The 19,632-nt window shown below is 68.2% G+C and carries 19 protein-coding genes and 1 tRNA gene; 5 read left to right on the forward strand and 15 right to left on the reverse strand.

Going from position 1 to position 19,632, the window contains the following annotated elements:
- Positions 1 to 171: 171 nt before the first annotated feature.
- Complete coding sequence (gene polA / locus H4W81_RS20300) at positions 172 to 2,862, reverse strand: DNA polymerase I (protein ID WP_192776259.1); 2,691 nt, start codon at positions 2,860 to 2,862, stop codon at positions 172 to 174.
- A 92-nt stretch (positions 2,863 to 2,954) separates the two neighbouring features.
- Between polA and H4W81_RS20305 the strand changes: the two genes are divergently transcribed.
- Positions 2,955 to 3,326 (forward strand): PaaI family thioesterase, encoded by a 372-nt coding sequence (locus H4W81_RS20305; protein ID WP_192780930.1) that lies wholly within the window; start codon positions 2,955 to 2,957, stop codon positions 3,324 to 3,326.
- 150 nt (positions 3,327 to 3,476) lie between these two features.
- Here the strand turns inward: H4W81_RS20305 and H4W81_RS20310 are convergent, their stop codons facing one another.
- The 3 genes from H4W81_RS20310 to H4W81_RS20320 are packed head-to-tail and all read right to left on the reverse strand — an operon-like array spanning position 3,477 to position 6,049.
- Positions 3,477 to 4,241, reverse strand: coding sequence for an amino acid ABC transporter ATP-binding protein (locus H4W81_RS20310; RefSeq protein WP_318781843.1), 765 nt, complete (start codon positions 4,239 to 4,241; stop codon positions 3,477 to 3,479).
- Positions 4,238 to 5,125 (reverse strand): amino acid ABC transporter permease, encoded by an 888-nt coding sequence (locus H4W81_RS20315; protein WP_192776260.1) that lies wholly within the window; start codon positions 5,123 to 5,125, stop codon positions 4,238 to 4,240. Before H4W81_RS20315 ends, H4W81_RS20310 begins: the two co-directional genes overlap by 4 nt.
- A 3-nt stretch (positions 5,126 to 5,128) precedes the next feature.
- On the reverse strand, positions 5,129 to 6,049 hold the full coding sequence (locus tag H4W81_RS20320) for an ABC transporter substrate-binding protein (RefSeq protein ID WP_225958712.1): 921 nt from the start codon (positions 6,047 to 6,049) through the stop codon (positions 5,129 to 5,131).
- A gap of 198 nt (positions 6,050 to 6,247) precedes the next feature.
- On the opposite strand from H4W81_RS20320, the gene H4W81_RS20325 reads away from it, so the two are divergent.
- A complete protein-coding gene (locus tag H4W81_RS20325; RefSeq protein ID WP_192776262.1) occupies positions 6,248 to 6,775 on the forward strand; it encodes a DUF4352 domain-containing protein in 528 nt (175 codons plus the stop codon).
- Positions 6,776 to 6,811: 36 nt separating this feature from the next.
- On the opposite strand, the gene H4W81_RS20330 is transcribed toward H4W81_RS20325, so the two are convergent.
- The 6 genes from H4W81_RS20330 to H4W81_RS20355 all read right to left on the reverse strand — a co-directional run bounded on the left by H4W81_RS20330 (position 6,812) and on the right by H4W81_RS20355 (position 12,662).
- Entirely contained in the window at positions 6,812 to 7,546 is a 735-nt protein-coding gene (locus H4W81_RS20330) for an ABC transporter ATP-binding protein (protein ID WP_192776263.1), read from the reverse strand.
- A complete protein-coding gene (locus H4W81_RS20335) occupies positions 7,536 to 8,321 on the reverse strand; it encodes an ABC transporter ATP-binding protein (RefSeq protein WP_192776264.1) in 786 nt (261 codons plus the stop codon). Before H4W81_RS20335 ends, H4W81_RS20330 begins: the two co-directional genes overlap by 11 nt.
- The gene (locus H4W81_RS20340) at positions 8,318 to 9,469 is read right to left on the reverse strand and encodes a branched-chain amino acid ABC transporter permease (RefSeq protein ID WP_192776265.1); all 1,152 of its coding nucleotides are present in this window, start codon (positions 9,467 to 9,469) and stop codon (positions 8,318 to 8,320) included. Before H4W81_RS20340 ends, H4W81_RS20335 begins: the two co-directional genes overlap by 4 nt.
- On the reverse strand, positions 9,466 to 10,434 hold the full coding sequence (locus H4W81_RS20345; RefSeq protein ID WP_192776266.1) for a branched-chain amino acid ABC transporter permease: 969 nt from the start codon (positions 10,432 to 10,434) through the stop codon (positions 9,466 to 9,468). The genes H4W81_RS20340 and H4W81_RS20345 overlap by 4 nt, the downstream gene beginning before the upstream one ends.
- A gap of 136 nt (positions 10,435 to 10,570) precedes the next feature.
- Positions 10,571 to 11,731, reverse strand: a complete 1,161-nt coding sequence (locus tag H4W81_RS20350) for a branched-chain amino acid ABC transporter substrate-binding protein (RefSeq protein WP_192780932.1) — start codon at positions 11,729 to 11,731, stop codon at positions 10,571 to 10,573.
- Positions 11,732 to 12,077: 346 nt separating this feature from the next.
- Positions 12,078 to 12,662: an ANTAR domain-containing response regulator gene (locus tag H4W81_RS20355; protein WP_318781844.1), complete on the reverse strand. Its 585-nt coding sequence runs from the start codon at positions 12,660 to 12,662 to the stop codon at positions 12,078 to 12,080.
- 108 nt (positions 12,663 to 12,770) lie between these two features.
- On the opposite strand from H4W81_RS20355, the gene H4W81_RS20360 reads away from it, so the two are divergent.
- A tRNA-Leu gene (locus tag H4W81_RS20360) sits at positions 12,771 to 12,844 on the forward strand.
- A gap of 72 nt (positions 12,845 to 12,916) precedes the next feature.
- On the opposite strand, the gene H4W81_RS48710 is transcribed toward H4W81_RS20360, so the two are convergent.
- Together H4W81_RS48710 and H4W81_RS20365 are read right to left on the reverse strand one after the other, a co-directional pair.
- The gene (locus H4W81_RS48710) at positions 12,917 to 13,168 is read right to left on the reverse strand and encodes an SIP domain-containing protein (protein ID WP_318781845.1); all 252 of its coding nucleotides are present in this window, start codon (positions 13,166 to 13,168) and stop codon (positions 12,917 to 12,919) included.
- Positions 13,165 to 13,803: a siderophore-interacting protein gene (locus tag H4W81_RS20365; RefSeq protein WP_264083179.1), complete on the reverse strand. Its 639-nt coding sequence runs from the start codon at positions 13,801 to 13,803 to the stop codon at positions 13,165 to 13,167. Before H4W81_RS20365 ends, H4W81_RS48710 begins: the two co-directional genes overlap by 4 nt.
- Before the next feature lie 87 nt (positions 13,804 to 13,890).
- Here H4W81_RS20365 and H4W81_RS20370 point away from each other — a divergent pair, with 87 nt between their 5' ends.
- On the forward strand, positions 13,891 to 14,310 hold the full coding sequence (locus H4W81_RS20370) for a pyridoxamine 5'-phosphate oxidase family protein (protein ID WP_192776267.1): 420 nt from the start codon (positions 13,891 to 13,893) through the stop codon (positions 14,308 to 14,310).
- Positions 14,311 to 14,331: 21 nt separating this feature from the next.
- Entirely contained in the window at positions 14,332 to 15,294 is a 963-nt protein-coding gene (gene dapD / locus H4W81_RS20375) for a 2,3,4,5-tetrahydropyridine-2,6-dicarboxylate N-succinyltransferase (RefSeq protein ID WP_192776268.1), read from the forward strand.
- 201 nt (positions 15,295 to 15,495) lie between these two features.
- On the opposite strand, the gene pyk is transcribed toward dapD, so the two are convergent.
- From pyk to H4W81_RS20390, 3 genes are all read right to left on the reverse strand, one after another.
- Positions 15,496 to 16,926, reverse strand: coding sequence for a pyruvate kinase (pyk, locus tag H4W81_RS20380; RefSeq protein ID WP_192776269.1), 1,431 nt, complete (start codon positions 16,924 to 16,926; stop codon positions 15,496 to 15,498).
- Positions 16,927 to 16,961: 35 nt separating this feature from the next.
- Entirely contained in the window at positions 16,962 to 17,333 is a 372-nt protein-coding gene (locus H4W81_RS20385) for a DUF2784 domain-containing protein (protein WP_192776270.1), read from the reverse strand.
- A 299-nt stretch (positions 17,334 to 17,632) separates the two neighbouring features.
- Positions 17,633 to 19,549, reverse strand: a complete 1,917-nt coding sequence (locus H4W81_RS20390; protein ID WP_225958714.1) for a S8 family serine peptidase — start codon at positions 19,547 to 19,549, stop codon at positions 17,633 to 17,635.
- Between the last annotated feature and the right edge of the window lie 83 nt (positions 19,550 to 19,632).

Consider the following 19,632-nt stretch of genomic DNA (forward strand, 5'->3'; position numbering starts at 1 on the left):
CCCGTGGGCTGGAGTGGCGTGATGGATGGACACCGGCCACGTGCCCACGGTGGCCTCTCCCGTGCTGTGCCGTACAAGGAAGGGGCCCTGAGGACACCGAGCCCCGTGCTGTGCCGTACAAGGATGAGGCTCTGAGGACACGGAGACCGGGCCCGGGGACGTGAGGATGGGTTAGTGGCCGGCGTCCTCCCAGGTGCGGCCGATGCCGACGGAGACCTCGAGGGGGACGCGCAGGCTGTAGGCGGAGTTCATCTGGTCGCAGACCACCTGGCGGAGCGTCTCGAGCTCCCCTGGCGCCACCTCGAACACCAGTTCGTCATGCACCTGCAGCAGCATGCGCGACCGCAGCCCCTCCTCGTGCAGCGCCTGGCTCACGTTGAGCATCGCGACCTTGATGATGTCGGCCGCCGACCCCTGGATCGGGGCGTTGAGCGCCATGCGCTCGGCCATCTCGCGCCGCTGCCGGTTGTCGCTGGTCAGGTCGGGCAGGTAGCGGCGGCGACCCATGATCGTCTCGGTGTAGCCGTCCTTGCGGGCCTGGGTGACGATCTCGTGGAGGAAGTCGCGGACGCCGCCGAACTCCTCGAAGTACTCCTCCTTGAGCGCCCGCGCCTCGGCGACGGGGATGTTGAGCTGCCCCGACAGGCCGAAGTCGGACAGCCCGTAGGCCAGGCCGTAGTTCATGGCCTTGATGCGGGCCCGCAGATCGCCGTCGACCTGCTCCGGCGGCAGGTCGAAGACGCGCGCGGCGGTCGCCTGGTGGAAGTCGTGGCCCGACTCGAAGGCGGCGATCAGCGCCTCGTCGCCGGACAGGTGGGCCATGATGCGCAGCTCGATCTGGCTGTAGTCGGCCGTCAGGAGCGTCTCGTAGCCGGAGCCCACGACGAAGCCCTGCCTGATACGGCGGCCCTCGGCCGTGCGGATCGGGATGTTCTGCAGGTTGGGCTTCTCGCTCGACAGGCGCCCGGTGGCCGCGACGATCTGGTTGAAGGTCGTGTGGATGCGGCCGTCGTCGGTGATCTCCTTGATCAGGCCTTCGACCGTGGTGCGCAGCTTCTGCTGGTCGCGGTGGCGCAGCATGATGATCGGCAGTTCGTGGTCGGTCTGGGTGGCCAGCCAGGCGAGCGCGTCGGCGTCGGTGGTGTAGCCGGTCTTGGTCTTCTTCGTCTTGGGCAGGTTGAGCCTGACGAAGAAGATCTCCTGCAGCTGCTTGGGCGAGCCCAGGTTGAACGGCTCGCCGACCACGCGGTGCGCCTCCTCGACGGCCTGCTTGACCGCCGCGCCGAACTCCGCCTCGAGCCCGGCGAGGTACTGGCGGTCGGCGCCGATGCCGGCCCGCTCCATCTCGGCCAGGACGCTCAGCAGCGGCAGCTCGACCTCCTCGAGCAGCTGGGTGCCGCCGCGCCCGGCCAGGAACGACTCGAGTGACTGGGCCAGCTCGCGCACCGCGTGGGCGCGCAGCGCGAGGTCCTTGGCGGGCGCGTCGTCGTCGTCGCCGAACAGCGCGGCCTGGCCGCCGGACTCCTCCTCCACCTTGAGATCGCGGTTGAGGTAGCGCCTGGCCAGATCTTCGAGGGCGAAGGTGCGCTGCCCCGGCATCGCCAGGTAGGCGGCGAGCGCCGTGTCGCACGTCAGGCCCTTGAGGTCCATTCCCTGAGCCCACAGGGCCAGCATGGGGCCCTTGGCGTCGTGGACGGCCTTGGGCCTCGCAGGATCGCTCAGCCACGCTCTGAGGGCCGTTTCGTCCGCTTCTGTGAGCCTTGTGGGATCGATGTGGGCGGCGGTGCCGTCGGGTGAGGCGATCGCGATGCCGTCGATGCGGCCGGTGCCGCTGCCGTACGCGCCCTTGAAGGCCAGCCCCGCGCGGCCCTCGGGCATCGCCGACAGCCACCCGGCGACCCGGTCGGGACCGAGGATAACGGTCTCGACCTCGAAGCCCTGCTCGGGCTCCGCCTCGGCGGTGCCGAGCACCTTGAAGACGCGCTCGCGCAGCTCGCCGCGGATCTGCAGGGTGTCGAACAGCTTGTTGATCTCTTCGCGGTCCCAGGCGCCCTGCTGGAGGTCGGCCAGGTCGACCTCGAGCGGGACGTCGCGCAGCAGCTCGGTGAGGCGGCGGTTCATCAGCACCTGGGCCACGTGCTCGCGCAGCTTGTCGCCGACCTTGCCCTTGACCTCGTCGACCCTGTCGACGAGAGCGGTCAGCGAGCCGAACTCGCGCACCCACTTGGCCGCGGTCTTCTCGCCCACGCCGGGGATGCTGAGCAGGTTGTCGCTGGGGTCGCCGCGCAGCGCGGCGAAGTCGGGGTACTGCTGCGGAGTCAGGTCGTACTTCTCGACGACCGCCTCGGGCGTGAACCTGGTCATGTCGCTGATGCCGCGCCTGGTCATCAGGACCGTGATCTCGGAGCTGACCAGCTGGAGCGCGTCGCGGTCGCCGGTGACGATCAGCACGTTCATGCCCTCGCCCGCGGCGCGGGTGGCCAGCGTCGCGATCAGGTCGTCGGCCTCGTAGCCGGGCAGCGACAGGTGCGGGATGCGCAGCGTGTCGAGCAGCTCGTAGATCAGCTGCATCTGGCCGCGGAAGTCTTCGGGAGTCTCGCTGCGGTTGGCCTTGTACTCGGTGTACTCGGCGTGCCTGAAGGTCGGCTCCGACCTGTCGAAGCAGACTGCCACGTTGGTCGGCTGCTCGTCACGCAGGATGTTGGTCAACATCGAGGTGAACCCGTAGACCGCCTCGGTGTGCTGACCGTCGGTGGTCATCAGGTTGGCGTCCTTCAGGGCGTAGAACGCGCGATAGGCAAGGGAATGCCCATCCAGGAGCAGCAGGCACGGACGGGCGGGGGTCGTTTCACTCTTCGGCACAATCGCAGCCTAGTCTCCTGGTGCGACAGAAAACCTGAGCTCTAGGTACAGGAGGCCTCCCCTTGACGTTCGACATCGCCGTCGTCAACGAGATGAGCAAGGGCACGCTGGGCGAGCGGATGGGCATCGAGTTCGTCGAGGTCTCGGCCGAGCGGGTGGTGGCGCGGATGCCGGTGAAGGGCAACACCCAGCCGTACGGCCTGCTGCACGGAGGCGCCTCCGTTGTGCTCGCCGAATCGCTCGGCTCCATCGGCGCCGCCGTTCACGCGGGCGAGGGCAGGATCGCGGTCGGCATCGAGATCAACGCCACGCACCACCGCTCGGCCACCGACGGTCATGTCACGGGCGTCGCGACCAGGTCGCACGGGGGAAGGTCGCTGGCCACCTACGACGTCGTGATCACCGACGAGGAGGGCCGCCGGGTCTGCACCTCGCGCATCACCTGCATGCTGCGCGACGCCTGAGTCACACCGGTGACTTACGCCCACCCTTTGCGCGGGAACCCCGATGGTCGCTACGGTTGAGCCACCAGAGCCCGCGGGGAGGCCCAGTAGATAACGTGTAGGGCCGGGGAAGCCCTACACGGCCCCAAAAGCCTCCCCCGGGTTCGTCTCTCAGAGCACCTTCGACAGGAACAGCTTCGTCCGCTCGTGCTGCGGATTGGTCAGCACCTCGCGAGGCGCTCCCTTCTCCACGACGATGCCGTCGTCCATGAACACCAGCGAGTCGCCGACCTCGCGGGCGAATCCCATCTCGTGGGTCACCACGATCATGGTCATTCCCTCGCGGGCCAGGTCGCGCATGACGTCCAGCACCTCGCCGACCAGCTCCGGGTCGAGCGCCGAGGTCGGCTCGTCGAAGAGCATCAGCTTCGGCTGCATGGCCAGCGCCCGCGCGATCGCGACGCGCTGCTGCTGGCCGCCCGACAGCTGCGCGGGGTAGCTGCGCATCTTCCCGGCCAGCCCCACCCGCTCCAGCAGCTCGGCCGCCCTCTTCCGCACGACGACGGCGGGCTCGCCCTTGACCCGCTGCGGGGCCTCCATGACGTTCTCCAGCGCCGTCATGTGCGGGAAGAGGTTGAAGCGCTGGAACACCATCCCGATGTCCTTGCGCTGGGCGGCGACCTCCCGCTCCTTGAGCTCGTGCAGCTTGCCGCCGTGCTCGCGGTAGCCGATCAGCTTGCCGTCGACGTACAGGCGGCCCGCGTTGACCTTCTCCAGGTGGTTGATGCAGCGCAGGAAGGTCGACTTGCCCGACCCCGAGGGGCCGATGACGCACATCACCTCGCCGTTGAGCACCTCGAGGTCGATGCCCTTGAGCACCTGAACGTGGCCGAAGTCCTTGCAGACCTGCTCGGCCTTGACCATCACGTCGCTCATGCCGTACCGCCTATGAACCTGACGCGGCCGCCGCCTGGATGCGACCCCTTGGCGTAGTGGCGCTCGAGGTAGAACTGTCCCACCATCATGATCGAGGACAGGATCAGGTACCAGATGCAGGCCATGATCAGCATCGGGATGACCTGATACGTCGAGGCGTAGATCGTCTGCGCGGTGAAGGTCAGCTCCAGGTACGGGATGGCCGCCACCAGCGAGGTGTTCTTCAGCATCGAGATGGCCTCGTTGCCGGTCGGCGGGACGATGACGCGCATCGCCTGCGGCAGCACGATCCTGCGCATCGTGTGCATACGCGTCATGCCGAGCGCCTGCGCCGCCTCCTGCTGTCCTGGATCGACCGACAGGATGCCCGCCCTGATGATCTCGGCCATGTAGGCCGCCTCGTTGAGGATCAGGCCGAGCGCGGCCATCAGCGCCGCGCTGTAGAGCGCGTTGGTCGGCCAGGTGGCGAACTCGGGGCCGAACGGGATGCCGACCCCGATCTGCGGGAACAGCGCGCCGATGTTGCCCCAGATGAGCAGCTGCGTGTAGAGCGGCGTGCCCCTGAAGACCCACAGGTACAGCCACGACGCCCCGCGCATGAGCGGGTTGGGCGACAGCCGCATCAGGGCGAGCACGATGCCCAGCCCGACGCCGCCGAGCATGGCCGCGATCGTGAGCCAGATCGTGTTGCGCACGCCGTTCAGCACGGGCGGAGACAGGAAGTACTTCCACTGCTCGGCCCAGTTGTAGTTGGTGTTGGTGACGACGTTGCTCACCAGCATCGCGGCGAGCACCACGATGACCGCGGCGGCCACCCATCTGCCCGGATGCCGGACGGGCACGGCCTTGATCAGTTCGGGCCGCGCCCTTTCCGTCTCGGTCATGAGCTATCCCTGCGCGCCGTTGATCACCGGGTCGGTGATGGCGCCGTCGGCGACGCCCCACTTGTCGAGGATCGACTTGTACGTCCCGTCGGCGATGGTCTCCTTGAGCGCGGCCAGCCAGGCGTCCTTGAAGGTGCCGGAGTTCTTGCCGATCGCGTAGCCGTACGGGGCGGTGTCGTAGGCCTGACCGATGATCTCCAGCTTGCCGGCGGTCTGCTTCACCGCGTAGCCGACGATGGGCGAGTCGGCGAGCATGCCGTCGATCTTGCCGGACACCAGGTCGGCGTTGACCTCGGTCTGCTGCTTGCGCACCACCTGGTCGATGGCGGGCTTGCCGGCCTTGACGCAGGCGTCGCTCTTGGCCTTGATGTCGTCCACCTGGACGGTGCCCTGCTGGACGCCGATCTTCTTGCCGCAGGCGTCTTCGGGGTTGACCCCCTTCGGGTTGCCCTTCTGGGCGGCCCACGCGGTGCCGGCGGAGTAGTAGGTGACGAAGTCGACGACCTTCTCCCGCTCCTTGTTGTCGGTGAAGGAGGAGGCGCCGAGCTCGTACTTGCCGGACTGCAGGCCCGGGATGATCGTGTCGAAGCCGGCGTTCTGGAACTCGGCGGTCAGGCCGAGCTTGCCCGCGACGGCCTCGACCAGCTCGACGTCCCAGCCCACGATCTTCTGCGAGGCCGGGTCGACCGACTCGTTCGGCGGGTAGGAGGCGTCCACGCCGACGATGAGCTTGCCGTCGGACTTGATCGCGTCGGGCACCATAGCCGCCAGAGTGTTCTCGGCGGCGGGCGCGGTCGGGGACGCTCCGGTGCCGGCGGGTGTGGCGCCGGTTTCACCGCCCCCGCCCCCGCAGGCCGTGAGCGCCAGCGCGCCCGCGACGACGAACGTGCCAGCCGCCAGCGCGCGGCGGGAAAGAGTACCCATACTCACAACGGTCCCCTTCGGTTCCGGGTCTTGTCGCAGAGATGCTCCCGCAAGCTTGTCACCAGGCAGATCACCGCTCAGACACAATCGGACAACTTCCTACAAGCGTAAGTCTTTCGGCATAGGCCGAATATCGTGCCAACCTCACTTGAGGGCGAAACCTGTCACATTGCCGCGCTTCCTCGTTACCGTTGCCACGTGCGCCGATCTCTTCTCATCGCCTGCGTCGTGGCCGCGTTGACGTCGTGCGGCCCCGAACCGGAGAAACCGCAGACGAGACCCACCTACGACCTGCCTCCGCGACAGGTCCGCGTCAACGAGACCCCGATCCACGCCGCCCCCGTGACCGACGGCGACGCGCGCTTCCAGGTGATCGGCCTGCAGTCCGGTCAGGCCAGCCTCTCAGGCAGCCACGCCGAATGGCCCGCCAAGGGGCAGTTCGTCACTGTCCGTGTCGTGGTGGAAAATCCGGGAAGATCCACATCCAGGTTCGACGCACGCAAGCAGTTGCTGGTCACGGCGGACGGCCGCACGTTCCCCGTCGACGACACCGCCCAGATCACCAAGCGGCAGCCGAGAGAGATCTCCGTGGGCGCGGGCGTGCGCATCGAGATGGACCTCTGGTTCGACATCCCCAAGAACGCCCAGCCCGCCGCCGTCAAGCTGTACGGCGACCCGCCCATCGGCTATCCGAGCACCGAGGGCGTGCGGGTCCCCCTGAAATGAGAACGGCGGGGGCCGGCGAAGGCCCCCGCCCTCCTCCTAGTGGTGACCGTTCGGGCTCGACTCGCCCAGGTCGCCGCCCAGGTAGGCGGCGCGCACGGCCGGGTCGTCGAGCAGCGTGCTCGCCTGCGCGCTCTTGACGATCTGGCCGACCTCCAGCACGTACGCCCGATGCGCCAGTTGCAGCGCCTGCTGGGCGTTCTGCTCCACCAGCAGGACCGTCACGCCTCTGCGGTTGATCTCCTCGATGATCTCGAAGATCTGCTTGACCAGCAGCGGTGCGAGGCCCATCGACGGCTCGTCGAGCAGCAGCACCTTCGGCTTGGCCATCAGCGCCCTGCCGATCGCCAGCATCTGCTGCTCACCGCCCGACATGGTGCCGGCGAACTGGGTGCGCCGCTCGGCGAGCCTGGGGAACAGCTCGTAGGCCTCGTTCAGCTCGGCGCTCACGTCACCGGTGCGAGCGTAGGCGCCCATCAGCAGGTTGTCGTGCACCGTCATGCCGGGGAAGATGCCCCGGCCCTCGGGAGCCTGGCCGAGCCCGGCCTCGACGCGCTTGTGCCCCGGCATCTTGCTGATGTCCTGGCCGTCGAAGATCACCGATCCCGACGTCAGCGGGCGCAGGCCCGAGATGGTCTTCAGCGTGGTCGTCTTGCCGGCGCCGTTGGCACCGATCAGCGTGACGATCTCGCCCTCGTTCACCTCGACCGAGATGCCCTTGAGAGCCTCGATCTTGCCGTAGTGGACGTGGATGTCCTTGACCTCAAGAAGCATCTGCGGGTGCCCCCAAGTACGCCTCGATGACCCGAGGGTCGTTCCGCACCTCGTCGGGCAGCCCGTCCGCGATCTTCTCTCCGAAGTCGAGGACGGCGATGCGGTCACTGATGCCCATGACGAGGCTCATGTCGTGCTCGATCAGCAGGATCGTGCGTCCCGCGTCTCTGATGTTCCTGATGAGCTGCTGCAGCGCTTCCTTCTCCGCCGGGTTCATGCCCGCCGCGGGCTCGTCGAGCAGCAGCAGCTTCGGGTTGGTCGCCAGCGCTCTGGCGATCTCGAGGCGGCGCTGGTCACCGTACGGCAGGTTCTTGGCGTAGTCGCCCGCCCGGTGGGAGACCCCGCAGAACTCCAGCAGCTCGTACGCCAGGGCCTTGCCCTCACGCTCGGCCTTGCGGTGCCAGGGCAGGCCGAGCGCGACGCTCACCATGCCGGCCCTGTGGTGCACGTCCGAGCCCACCATCACGTTCTCCAGCGCCGACATGTTGTGGAACAGCCGGATGTTCTGGAACGTGCGGGCGATGCCCTTCTTGGTGATCTTGAAGCGCTTGACGCCGCTGATCCGCTCGTCCTGGAAGCGCACCTCGCCCTCGGTCGGGTGGTAGACGCCGGTGACCACGTTGAACACCGTGGTCTTGCCCGCGCCGTTCGGGCCGATGAGCGCGAAGATCTCGCCCTCGTTCACCGTCAGGTTCACCCCGCGCAGCGCCGTCACACCGCCGAAACGCATGGTCAGCGAGCGGAGCTCGAGCAGGGCCTGCTTCTCCTCGGTCATTTGTCAGCCCCCTCGACCGCTTCCGCCTTCGTTTCGGGCCCGGCCACCTCGGCCCCCAGACTGCCCATGCCGCCTGTGCCCCCCTTCAGTTCAGCCTTGCGCTGTCTGGAAGGCAAGAGGCCCTCGGGCTTGAAGATCATCAGAGCGACCAGCACCGCACCGAAGATCAGCATGCGGTACTCCTGCAGGCCGCGGAAGCGCTCGGGCAGCCACGCGACGATGAACGCGCCCAGCATGACGCCGGGCAGGTTGCCCGCGCCGCCCATGACCACCGCGGCCAGAATCGTCGCCGACAGCAGGAACAGGAAGTCGTTCGGGTTGATCGAGATGACCTTGGCCGCCCAGACCACGCCCATCGCGCCACCGATGGAGGCGCCGATGGCGAAGGCGAGCATCTTGAACCGGAACGTCGGGACGCCCATGACCTCGGCGGCGTCCTCGTCCTCGCGGATGGCCGCCCACGCCCTGCCGACGCGGCTCTTCTCCCAGCGCTTGACCAGGATGATCACGATGACCGCCAGCGCGACCAGCATGTAGTAGTACGGCCTCGGGTCGAGCACGCCGTACTTGAAGATCTCGACGCCGAAGAGCTCGACACCCTCGATGCTGGGCGGGTGCGGGATGCCGCGGATGCCGTTCGGGCCACCGATCGCGTCGGTGTTGCGGGCCGTGAGGCGGATGATCTCACCGAAGCCCAGCGTGACGATCGCCAGGTAGTCGCCGCGCAACCGCAGCGTCGGCGCACCCAGGACGACGCCGGAAAGGGCGCAGATCAGGATCCCGACGACCAGGATCTCCCAGAAGTTCCACCCGAGCCTGGTGCCCAGCATGCCCATCGCGTAGCCGCCCACCGCGTAGAAGGCGACGTACCCGAGGTCGAGCAGGCCGGCCTGACCGACCACCACGTTCAGGCCGATGGCCAGCACCACGAAGGTGCCGATCGGGAAGAACAGCACGCTCGCCCAGTCGGAGTACGGCGACATGATCGGCGCGAGCGAGTCGGAGGGCAGCAGGAGGGCTCCGACGATGAGCAGCACGTAGACCGCCCAGCGCTGCCACCAGGGGGCGGCCACCCACCTGTCGTGCATGCCGTCGGCGAAGGTGCTCCAACGCGAACGGAAACGGGACAGTGCATTCATCTGGTTCATGCGCGCGCCTGCTGAAGTGATTCACCGAGAAGACCGGTGGGCCGGAACATCAGGACCAAGACGAGGACCGTGAACGAAATCACGTGCTTCCAGTCGGAGCCGAAGATGATGGCGCCATAGTTCTCCACCAACCCCAGCGTGATTCCACCGACCAGCGCTCCGCGAAGGTTTCCGATACCGCCCAGAACCGCGGCCGTGAACGCTTTGATGCCGAAGAGGAAACCGATGTAGTAGTTGGTGTTCTCATATGCGAGCAGATACAGCGCTCCCGCCACGCCGGCCATCGCGCCGCCGATGAGGAACGTCATCTGGACGATCTTGTTGATGTCGACGCCCATGAGCACGGCAGCCTCGGGGTTTTGCGCCGTCGCCCTGATGCCACGGCCGATCTTGGTCCTGTTGACCAGCCGCTCCAGCGCGATCATCATCCCGATCGCCGCGACCACCACGAAGACCTGGTGCGTCAGCACCGGGTGGCCGAAGATCGAGAACAGCTCCGTCCGGTCCATGATGCGCGGCAGGCCCATCTGGATGCGGCCGCGCTCGGGCCGGTCGAAGACCGTGGGGATGACCAGGAGCGCGAACAGCTCCTGCAGGAAGATGGAGGCGCCGATGGCCGAGATGAGCGCGGCCAGGCGCGAGGCGCCCCGTTTACGCAGCGGCCGGTAGGCGATCCGTTCGAGCGCCGCCGCCGTGCCCGCCGAGGCGAGCGCACCAGCCGCGATCATGGCGACGATCAGCCCGACGAGGGCGATGCCGGTGAGTGGAGTGTTGATGCCGAACGCGAACGGCACGACCATCGCGCCGAACGTGCCGATCATGAAAACTTCGGAGTGCGCGAAGTTGATGAGCCGCAGCACGCCGTACACCATCGTGTATCCGAGCGCGATCAGCGCGTAAATGGATCCGAAGGCGAGGCCGTCGATCGTCTGCGGCCAGAACTGAGCAAAAAAGTCATTGAACACGTGACGATTACCACTTCTAGGCGAGGGTTCTCCTGCACTGCCGGCAGTGGATGCGCGAAGGGAGCGAGACCGCTAGCGGCGATCCCGCTCCCCGCGTGCCATCTACCCGATCTGACCTGAGACAGGCGGGAGACCGTTACCCGAGCTTGGCCTCGGAGGCCTTGCCCAGCAGGGAGATGTTCCCACCCTTGATCTGGTACATGTAAATGTCCTTGGCCACGACCTCGCCGTTGGCCTCGAACTTCACCTGCTTGGAGACGCCGGGGAAGTCCACCGTCGAGATGAAGGTGTTGATGTCCTCGGCGGTGACCTTGCCGGCCTTGATCGCCTCGATGAAGACGGTCGCGGCGTCGAAGCCCTCGGTGGCGTAGATCGCCGGGTCGGCGCTGAAGGCGGCCTTGTAGTCGGTCGCGAACTTCTTGACCTTCTCGTCGGTCACGTCAGGCGTGGCCACGTAGCAGGGGCAGCCGACCAGCGCGCCTTCGGCGTTGGCCGCACCGGCGCCCTCGACCAGGCCCTTGTCCAGCGAGCCGTCGCCGCTGAAGAACTTGGCGTCCTTGACGCCCTTGTCCCTCAGCTGCTTGAGCAGCGGGCCGGCCGCCGCGTAGTAGCCGCCGAAGAAGATGGCGTCGGGCTTGCCGGCCGCCACCTTGTTGACCACCGAGGAGAAGTCGCTCTCCGCGGGGTCGAGCGAGTCGTCGGTGACCGTCACGCCCTTGGACTTCAGCTGCGCGCGGACCGCGTCGGCCAGCGGCTTGCCGTACTCGGACTTGTCGTCGATGACGAAGACGTTCTTGGCCGCGGCCGCGCCGGCGATGAAGTCGGCGATGCCGGGACCCTGCACGGCGTCGTTCGGCAGGACGCGGTGCCAGAACTTCCAGCCGTTCTGAGCCAGCGCGGCGTTGGTCGCCGACGCCGAGACGCTGGGAATCTTGGCCTCTTCGAGAACCGGCGCGACCTGGGCGGACTCACCGGAGAACGCCGGACCGATCAGCGCGACGATCTTGTCGGTCTTGATGGCCTGCTGGGCGAGACCGACGGCCTTGGTGGCGTCGGCCTGGCTGTCGTACTCGACCATCTCGATCTTGACCTTGGGATTGGTCGCGTTGTACTGGTCGATGGCCAGCTTCGCGCCGTTCCTGGGCGGGATGACAATGCCGGCGTTCGAACCAGTCAGGTCGCCCATGAAGCCAATCTTGACGGAGGTGGGCGCCGCTTCCCCTCCACCGGTGGCAGTCCCCTCACCGGGGGTTCCAGACCCACCGCCACAGGCGGCCAGGCCGAGCGTGAGTGCCATACCAACGGCAAGCGCGCCGCCGAAGCGAGCAATCTTTGGCCGCAAGGCTGCCTTCCTTTCGCCTGATCCTTGTCAGGACCGGATTCACAGAGTCATTCCAGAGAGGGATGACCCAGGGGGTTGTGACGGTTAGTACAGCCAGGAGATGTCACGGGTTGGTACAGTGCACACCCTCGTTACCGCTTCGTTATTACACCGATCCTTTACGGCTATCGCAGCGAATTCAAAGGTCAAACGACCGTAAAGGAACGTTCCACGATGCGAAACGAACTCTGGACGCCTCCGCACAACCCACACCACGATGATGTGAGACGCGGAAACCTGGTCGGAGGCTCGCCGAGGAAGGTCAGGAGTGCTTCGTGGCGTCGTCCACGACGATCTGCGCGACCTCCCGCATGCTCAGCCGCCGGTCCATCGACGCCTTCTGGATCCAGCGGAAGGCCTGCGGCTCGGTCCAGCCGTGCTGGGCCATCAGCAGCCCCTTGGCCCGCTCGACCAACTTCCTGGTCTCCAGCCGGCCCGACAGGGACGACACCTCGGCCGCCAGCGCGACCATCTCCTCGTGCCTGCTGACCGCCATCTCGATCGCGGGCACCAGGTCGGCCTTGGTGAACGGCTTCACCAGGTAGGCCATGGCGCCGGCGTCGCGCGCCCGCTCGACCAGGTCGCGCTGCGAGAAGGCGGTGAGGATGAGACAGGGGGCGATCCTGTCGGCCACGATCCGCTCCGCCGCCGAGATGCCGTCGAGGATCGGCATCTTCACGTCCAAGATGACCAGGTCGGGACGGAGCTCGGTGGCCAGCTTGATCGCGTGCTCGCCGTCACCGGCCTCCCCCACGACGACGTAGCCGTCCTCCTGGAGCATCTCCTTGAGGTCGAGGCGGATCAGTGCCTCGTCTTCCGCGATCACCACTCGCCGCTGCGTACTCACGAGCAGAAGACTACCGACGTCCGCTAGATTAGATCCACGCTGGCGTCCCCGGGCTGGTCCTGTGCGGCTTGTAGACTCCAGCCCAAGATTCGGACATGTCCGAAGAACGCCCCGATAGACCAATCGGCAGAGTCGATGGACTCAAAATCCATTCAGTGTGGGTTCGAATCCCACTCGGGGCACCGCGATCGGCCCGGCCTTCCGACCGGGCCGTCTCCGTAGGCGGCCCGAGCCGTCGGTGACACGTCCACGGCTCAGTCCTCGGCACGGCCTGAGCGCCAGTAGCCCATGAAGGCGACCGCGCGGCGGTCCATGCCGCGCTCGGCCACCAGGTGCCTGCGCAGCGTCCTGATCACCGCCGCCTCGCCCGCCAGCCACGCGTACAGCGGCGCCACGGACTCCGTCTCCTCCGGCACCTCCCACAGCAGGTCGACGTCCACGTCGACGTCCTCGAGCGCCTCTCCGGGGGCCGCCGAAGGCAGCAGCCGGTCCGCGGCGGCCTTCACCTCGGGCACCAGCCTGCCGCGGCCTGGCCCCCTCCTCGGGGCAGCCAGGTGACGGTGACGCCGCTCCTGGTCGCGCACGGCAGCACGTCGCCCTGGGACGGCACCTCCAGCAGCGCCTCCCCCTCGCAGCCCTCGGGCAGCCGCTCCAGGATGGCGGTGATGGCGGGCACCGCGGTCTCGTCGCCCGCCAGCAGGAACCGGCGCGCGTCCGCCGGCGGCCTGAACTCCAGCCCGCCGTGCCGCTCGCCGTACCTGGCGTCGGGGCCGAACAGCGCGAGACGGTCACCCGGTCGCGCGCGGTTGGCCCAGCGGGCGGCGGGGCCGCCGTCTCCGTGCAACACGATGTCCACGTCGACCTCCCGCAGACCGGGGCGTACGGCGCGCACGGTGTAGGTGCGGAGGGGGTTGCGCGCCTCGTCGGGCAGCGCCCGCCAGCGCGTGAACCAGTCGGCGCCCCTCGGCATGCCGGAGACACCGCGGCCGGGCAGCGGCAGGATCAGTTTGATCCGCTGGTCGAAGCCGTTGTCGGCCAGGAGATCCAGGTCGTCACCGGTGAAGGTCACGCGGAGGAAGGAATCACTCAGCGGGGCGACGTCACTCACGTGGACGTCGAAAATACGAAATGGCTCGGTCATCGCCGCTCTTTGTTAGGTAAGCCTAACCTACATGGCACGATAGACTGTTGCCGGTTCAGCGAGAACGTGATCATTGGAGGGTGTGAGATGGCGCTGTCGACCGCTGATCGTGAGGCTTTCCTGGCCGAGGCGCACATCGGCGCGCTGGCCGTCCAGGACGAGGAAGGACGCGGCCCGCTGGCCGTGCCCGTCTGGTACGACTACTCCCCCGGCGGCGAGGTGTCGTTTCTGACCGACCGCGACTCGCGCAAGGCCAGGCTCGTCACGAAGGCGGGCCGCTTCACGATGCTCGTCGAGCGGACGCATCCGACCTACCGCTACGTCTCGGTCGAAGGCCCCGTCAGCTCGGCCAACCCGACCACGGTGGAGGAGCTGACCAGGATCGCCGCCCGCTACCTGTCCGAGGAGGCCGTCGAGAGCTACGTGGCGCGGTCGAACTTCGACGTGCTCGTCACCTTCCACATGCGCCCGGCGCGCTGGCTCTCCTCCGATCTGGGGAGCTTCTGAGCCTCCGGTATTTTGTGGCATGTGACTGCTATCGATCCCACCAGCACCGGCGCGCACGGCGTCGGCCTCGCCACCATCGCCGCCGACGGCACGGTTCTCGACACCTGGTTCCCCTCGCCCGAACTCGGCGACCCGCCCGCCGTCGGCACGCGGCGCCTGTCCGCCGAGGAGGCCGGTGACCTGGCCGCTCTGGTCGGCAGGGACGAGGCCAGGGGGGTCGAAGTGGTCGCGGTGCGCACCGGCATCGCCAAGCTGTCAGAGGCCCCCTCCGACGCCCACGACGCCTACCTGCGCCTGCACCTGCTCTCAGCCCGCCTGGTAAAGCCGCACGGACTGAACCTCGACGGCCTGTTCGGCAGGCTCGCCAACGTCGTGTGGACCAACCACGGCCCCTGCGCGGTGGACGGCTTCGAACAGACGAGGGTACGGCTGCGCGCCAAGGGCACGGTCACCGTCTACGGCGTGGACAAGTTCCCGCGCATGGTCGACTACGTGGTCCCCTCGGGCGTGCGCGTCGCCGACGCCGACAGGGTACGGCTCGGCGCCCACCTGGCCAGCGGCACCACGGTCATGCACGAGGGCTTCGTCAACTTCAACGCGGGCACCCTCGGCGCCTCCATGGTGGAGGGGCGCATCTCGGCGGGCGTGGTCGTGGGCGACGGCTCGGACGTCGGCGGCGGCGCCTCGATCATGGGCACCCTGTCGGGCGGCGGCAAGGAGGTCATCTCGATCGGCGAGCGCTGCCTGCTGGGCGCGAACGCCGGGGTCGGCATCTCCCTGGGAGACGACTGCGTGGTCGAGGCGGGCCTCTACGTCACGGCGGGGACGAAGGTGCGGCTTCCCAGCGGACGGGTGGTCAAGGGGAAGGAACTGTCGGGCTCGAACGGGCTGCTGCTGCGCCGGAACTCGCAGACCGGAGCGGTGGAGGCGGTGCCGCGCACCGGAACCGGCATCGAACTGAACGCGGATCTGCACGCCAACTGACGTACTGACCTGCTGACCGGTCACGGCCGGTCGGCGGGTCAGGCGAACAACTCGGTAACACCCGAATCCATGCCCCCCGAAGCCCACGCCTTCAAGGTGGCCGGTCGACCGGGGAGCGCGAGGGACCGGCAGGCCCCTCGCTGTGGTTTCAGGGGCGTGCCCCTGAAGAACGCTGTCCGAGCCGCAGGCGAAGGCGATGCCTCAGTGGGCGTGCGAGACCGCTGAGCCGATCGTGTGGACGCGCAGCGCGTTGGTCGAGCCCGGCGTTCCGGGAGGCGATCCGGCCACGATGACGACCTTGTCGCCCTTCTCCAGACGTCCCAGCGACAGGAGCGACGCCTCGACCTGCCGCACCATGTCGTCCGTGTGGTGGACGAAGGGCACCTGGAAGGTCTCCACACCCCAGGTGAGCGACAGCTGACCCCGCACGTGCGGAGCCGAGGTGAAGGCCAGCAGCGGGATCGGCGAGCGGTAGCGGGCCAGGCGCCGCGCCGTCTCGCCCGACATCGTGAAGGCGACCAGCGCCTTGGCGCCCACGATCGCCCCGACCTCGGCCGCCGCGCGCGCGATGGCGCCGCCGGTGGTCTCGGGCAGGCGCTCGAGGCTGTGGGTGGCGCGCAGGGAGGCCTTCTCCGCGGCGCAGGCGATGCGGTCCATGGTGGCGACGGACTCGATGGGGAAGTTGCCGACCGAGGTCTCGCCGGACAGCATGACCGCGTCGGCGCCGTCCATGACGGCGAAGGCGACGTCGGAGGCCTCGGCGCGGGTGGGGCGCGGGGCGTTCATCATGGAGTCGAGCATCTGCGTGGCGACGATGACGGGACGCGCCTTCTCGCGGCACAGCTCGATGATGCGCCGCTGGACGATCGGCACGTCCTCGAGGGGCAGCTCGACGCCGAGGTCACCACGGGCGACCATGATGCCGTCGAACGCCTCGACGATCTCGGGGAGCCGCTCCACGGCCTGGGGCTTCTCGATCTTGGCGAGCAGCGGGAGCCGTACGGCCTCCTGCTCCATGATGTTGCGGACCACGTCGGCGTCGGAGGGACGGCGCACGAACGACAGGGCGATCATGTCGAAGCCTGCGCGCAGCGCCCAGCGCAGGTCGGTCTCGTCCTTGTCGGTGAGGGCGGGGGCGCTGACGTTGACGCCGGGCAGGTTGAGGCCCTTGTTGTCGGAGATCATGCCGCCGATCACGACGCGGGTGACGACGCGCTTGCCGTCGACGCGGGTGACCTCGAGGACCACCCGGCCGTCGTCGACCAGGATGGTGTCGCCGGGGCGGACGTCGCCCGGCAGCCCCTTGTAGGTGGTGGAGACCTGCTCACGGTCACCGGGGACGTCCTCGGTGGTGACGGTGAAGACGTCGCCGAAGCCGAGGCGGACGGGGCCCTCCTCGAAGGTGCCGACGCGGATCTTCGGACCCTGCAGGTCGGCGAGCACGCCTACGCCCCTGCCGAGGTCGGCAGCCACCTCCCGCACCCGGTCGAGAACCTCTTTGTGCAGCTCGTGAGTGCCGTGGCTGAGGTTGAAGCGGGCTACGTCCATGCCGGCGCCGATCAGCTCGCGGAGCCGGTCGGCGGAGGAGGTGGCAGGACCGAGGGTACAGACGATTTTCGCGCGACGAGTCACGAGTCCTACCTTAATTGGTACAGACCACTTGGCAGTCACGCCCGGGAGAAATCCCGGTGACGTCGTCTCCACAGGTACCCGAACCAGGAGCCGATCACAAGTGAAGCCACGCCGAGACGTGCCAGGTTGGTGTGTTCTTCTGGATAGATGACGCCCTCGATGTAGTGGTCGATGAAACCGGAGGGCGTCAGTCCCGCCAGGCCCGCCTGGCGGCGTCCCCAGTCCTCAACGAGGGTCAGCGGGCATTCTACGCCTGTGACGATCGACATCACGCCCCACGCCGCCACCGCGAGGTGCGCCCAGATCGCGCGCGGCCACCGCAGGGCGAGGAACCCGCCCACCGCCAGGTAGGCGAGGAACAGGAAGTGCACGACCATCGCGGTGTCCGCGAGCAGCCGGTACATCATGTCTCCAGGCTAACCACCTATTGTCCGGCAAGCACCCGTTCAGCACCCCATGGTCTGTTGTACGGCGTTGTCCGGCAGCACCCCATGGTCTGTTGTACGGCGTTGTCCGGCAGCAGCACCCCATGGTCTGTTGTACGGCAAGCACCACTTGGCTCCAAGGCGGTCACCGGCTGACGTCTGTCCGGTCGACGCTCCTCGGGCGCGACGGCCGGCCGCCGTCACGTCGCCCGCCCCACCGACAGGCGGCCCCTTGGAAACCGCGCGCCCGTTCGCTGGGAGCCCGTGTGCCGGGAGGCCGTTCACTGGGAGATCGTCGCCGCCCGGTAGGCGTTGATCACGCCCTTGCCGTAGAAGCCGTTCTTCGCCTCGTCGCCCTCGCAGGTGTGCGTCTCCTTCTGCCCGAAGTACCGGTACTCGAAGGCCCGCGGCGACGGGCAGCCCTTCGGCGTCGCGGTGGCGTACAGCAGCCGCTCCACGGACGCGGGATCCATCGTCACCCCGCCCGCTCCCGGCCGGCCGAAGCGGGAGATGATGATCGCCGCGACGCCGGTGGCGTGCGGGGCGGCCATCGAGGTGCCGTCGAGGTACTGGTAGTAGGCGCACTCGGTGCCGTGGCAGTCCCGCACGACCGTGGCGGTCTGCGGCTCGCCCCGCTTGTTGATCTTGTTTGCCCTGCGCAGGGCCGCCTCCGGCGCGGCGGCCAGGATGGACCTGGTGGGCGAGACGCCCTTGCCGTCCAGCGTGTCGCCGCCCGGCGCGGACAGGTCGGCCTGCTCGACGCCGTAGTTCGAGTAGATCGCCTTGCGTCCGGAGGGGCCGAGCGAGGAGACCGAGACGACGCCCTCCGACTCGATGGGCACGTTCAGGCAGGAGTTGTCGATGGAGCGGCTCCTGGACGAGTTCGTGGGGAAGTTGGGGCTCTCGCCGTCGCTGCGCGGGTTGCCCAGGTCGGTGGAGCTGTTGCCGAGCGCGGCGATCAGCGTGACGCCCTTGCCGCGGGCGTAGTCGAGGGCGCGCTGCATGCCGGTGATGATGCCGCGCTGCTCCAGCCGCTCGCGCCTGCTGTCGGCCTTGTTGTTCCTGCAGTTGAACAGCCAGGGGTCGATGTAGAAGCTCATGTTCACCACGTCGATGCCGTTGTCGGCGGCGTAGGTGAGGGCGTCGAGGGCGGGCTTGAGGAAGAAGTAGCCCGAGTCGAGGCCCGCCCTGAGGTTGACCAGCTGCACGTTCGGCGCGACGCCCGCGATGCCCTTGCCGTTGAGGGGCGAGGCGATGGTGCTGGCGACGTGGGTGCCATGGCCGTCGTCGTCGATGTCCGCGGGGTCCTTGCAGCCCTTGTACTCGCACGGGCCGTCGAGCTTCTCCCCGTTGCGGTCCTTCGGACGGTCGGTGACGAAGTTGCGGCTGAGAGCGCGGTTGAAGTTGGGCGCGATGTCGGGGTGCTTGCCGTCCACGCCGGTGTCTATGACCCCGACCAGCACCTTGTTCGAGCCGGGCGCGACACGGTTGGCCCGGTCGGCCCCGATCATCCGCATGTCCCACTGGCGCGCGGCCAGCGGCTCGGCCGCACTCCCCCGCACCGCCGCCCCATCCGGAAACGCCCCACCGGCCGTCTCCTTGGGCCCACCACGCGCGGTCTCCCCGGACCCGCCACCGGCCGTCTCCTTGGACCGGCCGCCCGCCGTCTCGGCCGACCCGGCAACCGCACGATGCGCGACACCCTCGGCTGCAGACAGCCGACCTCCAGCGCTGACCTTGCCCGTGGAGGCGTTGAGGGTTCCGGTCGCAGCCTTGCCGGTGGAAGCCGTGAGGTGTCCGCCGCCGACCTGAGCTGGGGAAGCGCTGGGGGCTCCGGTGGCGGTGGTGCCGTTCTCCGTTCCGGCGGAGGGGCCGCGGCCTCGGGCGGCGAGGGCGGCGGAGGAGTAGCCGATCACGCGGTCGGTCGAGATCCCGACGATGGCGTCGCTGCGCCCCAGCGCGTCGGCGAAGGCCGCACCCGCGCCCTGTGCGAGTACGTAACCGAGCTTGGGTTCGGTCGACACCGCCCGCCCGCCGTTCGCCTCGATCGCCGCGACGGCCGCGCGCCGGCCACCATCGGCGTAGAAGACCATGAACTCGGTGGAGGGAGCGGCAGAGGGGTTCGCCACGACGGACGCGCCGACGACCAGCGGCACCACCAGAGCCGCAGCCGCCAGGCCGTAGATGAGCCGCCGCATCCAAACCCCCATAGATCGCTCAGGCAGGCGAGGGGAGCATCCTCTCCACCTCGTTCCCCAGTTGCAACTTATTCACCCGTTTC

This window comes from Nonomuraea africana, assembly GCF_014873535.1.
GTDB lineage: Bacteria > Actinomycetota > Actinomycetes > Streptosporangiales > Streptosporangiaceae > Nonomuraea > Nonomuraea africana.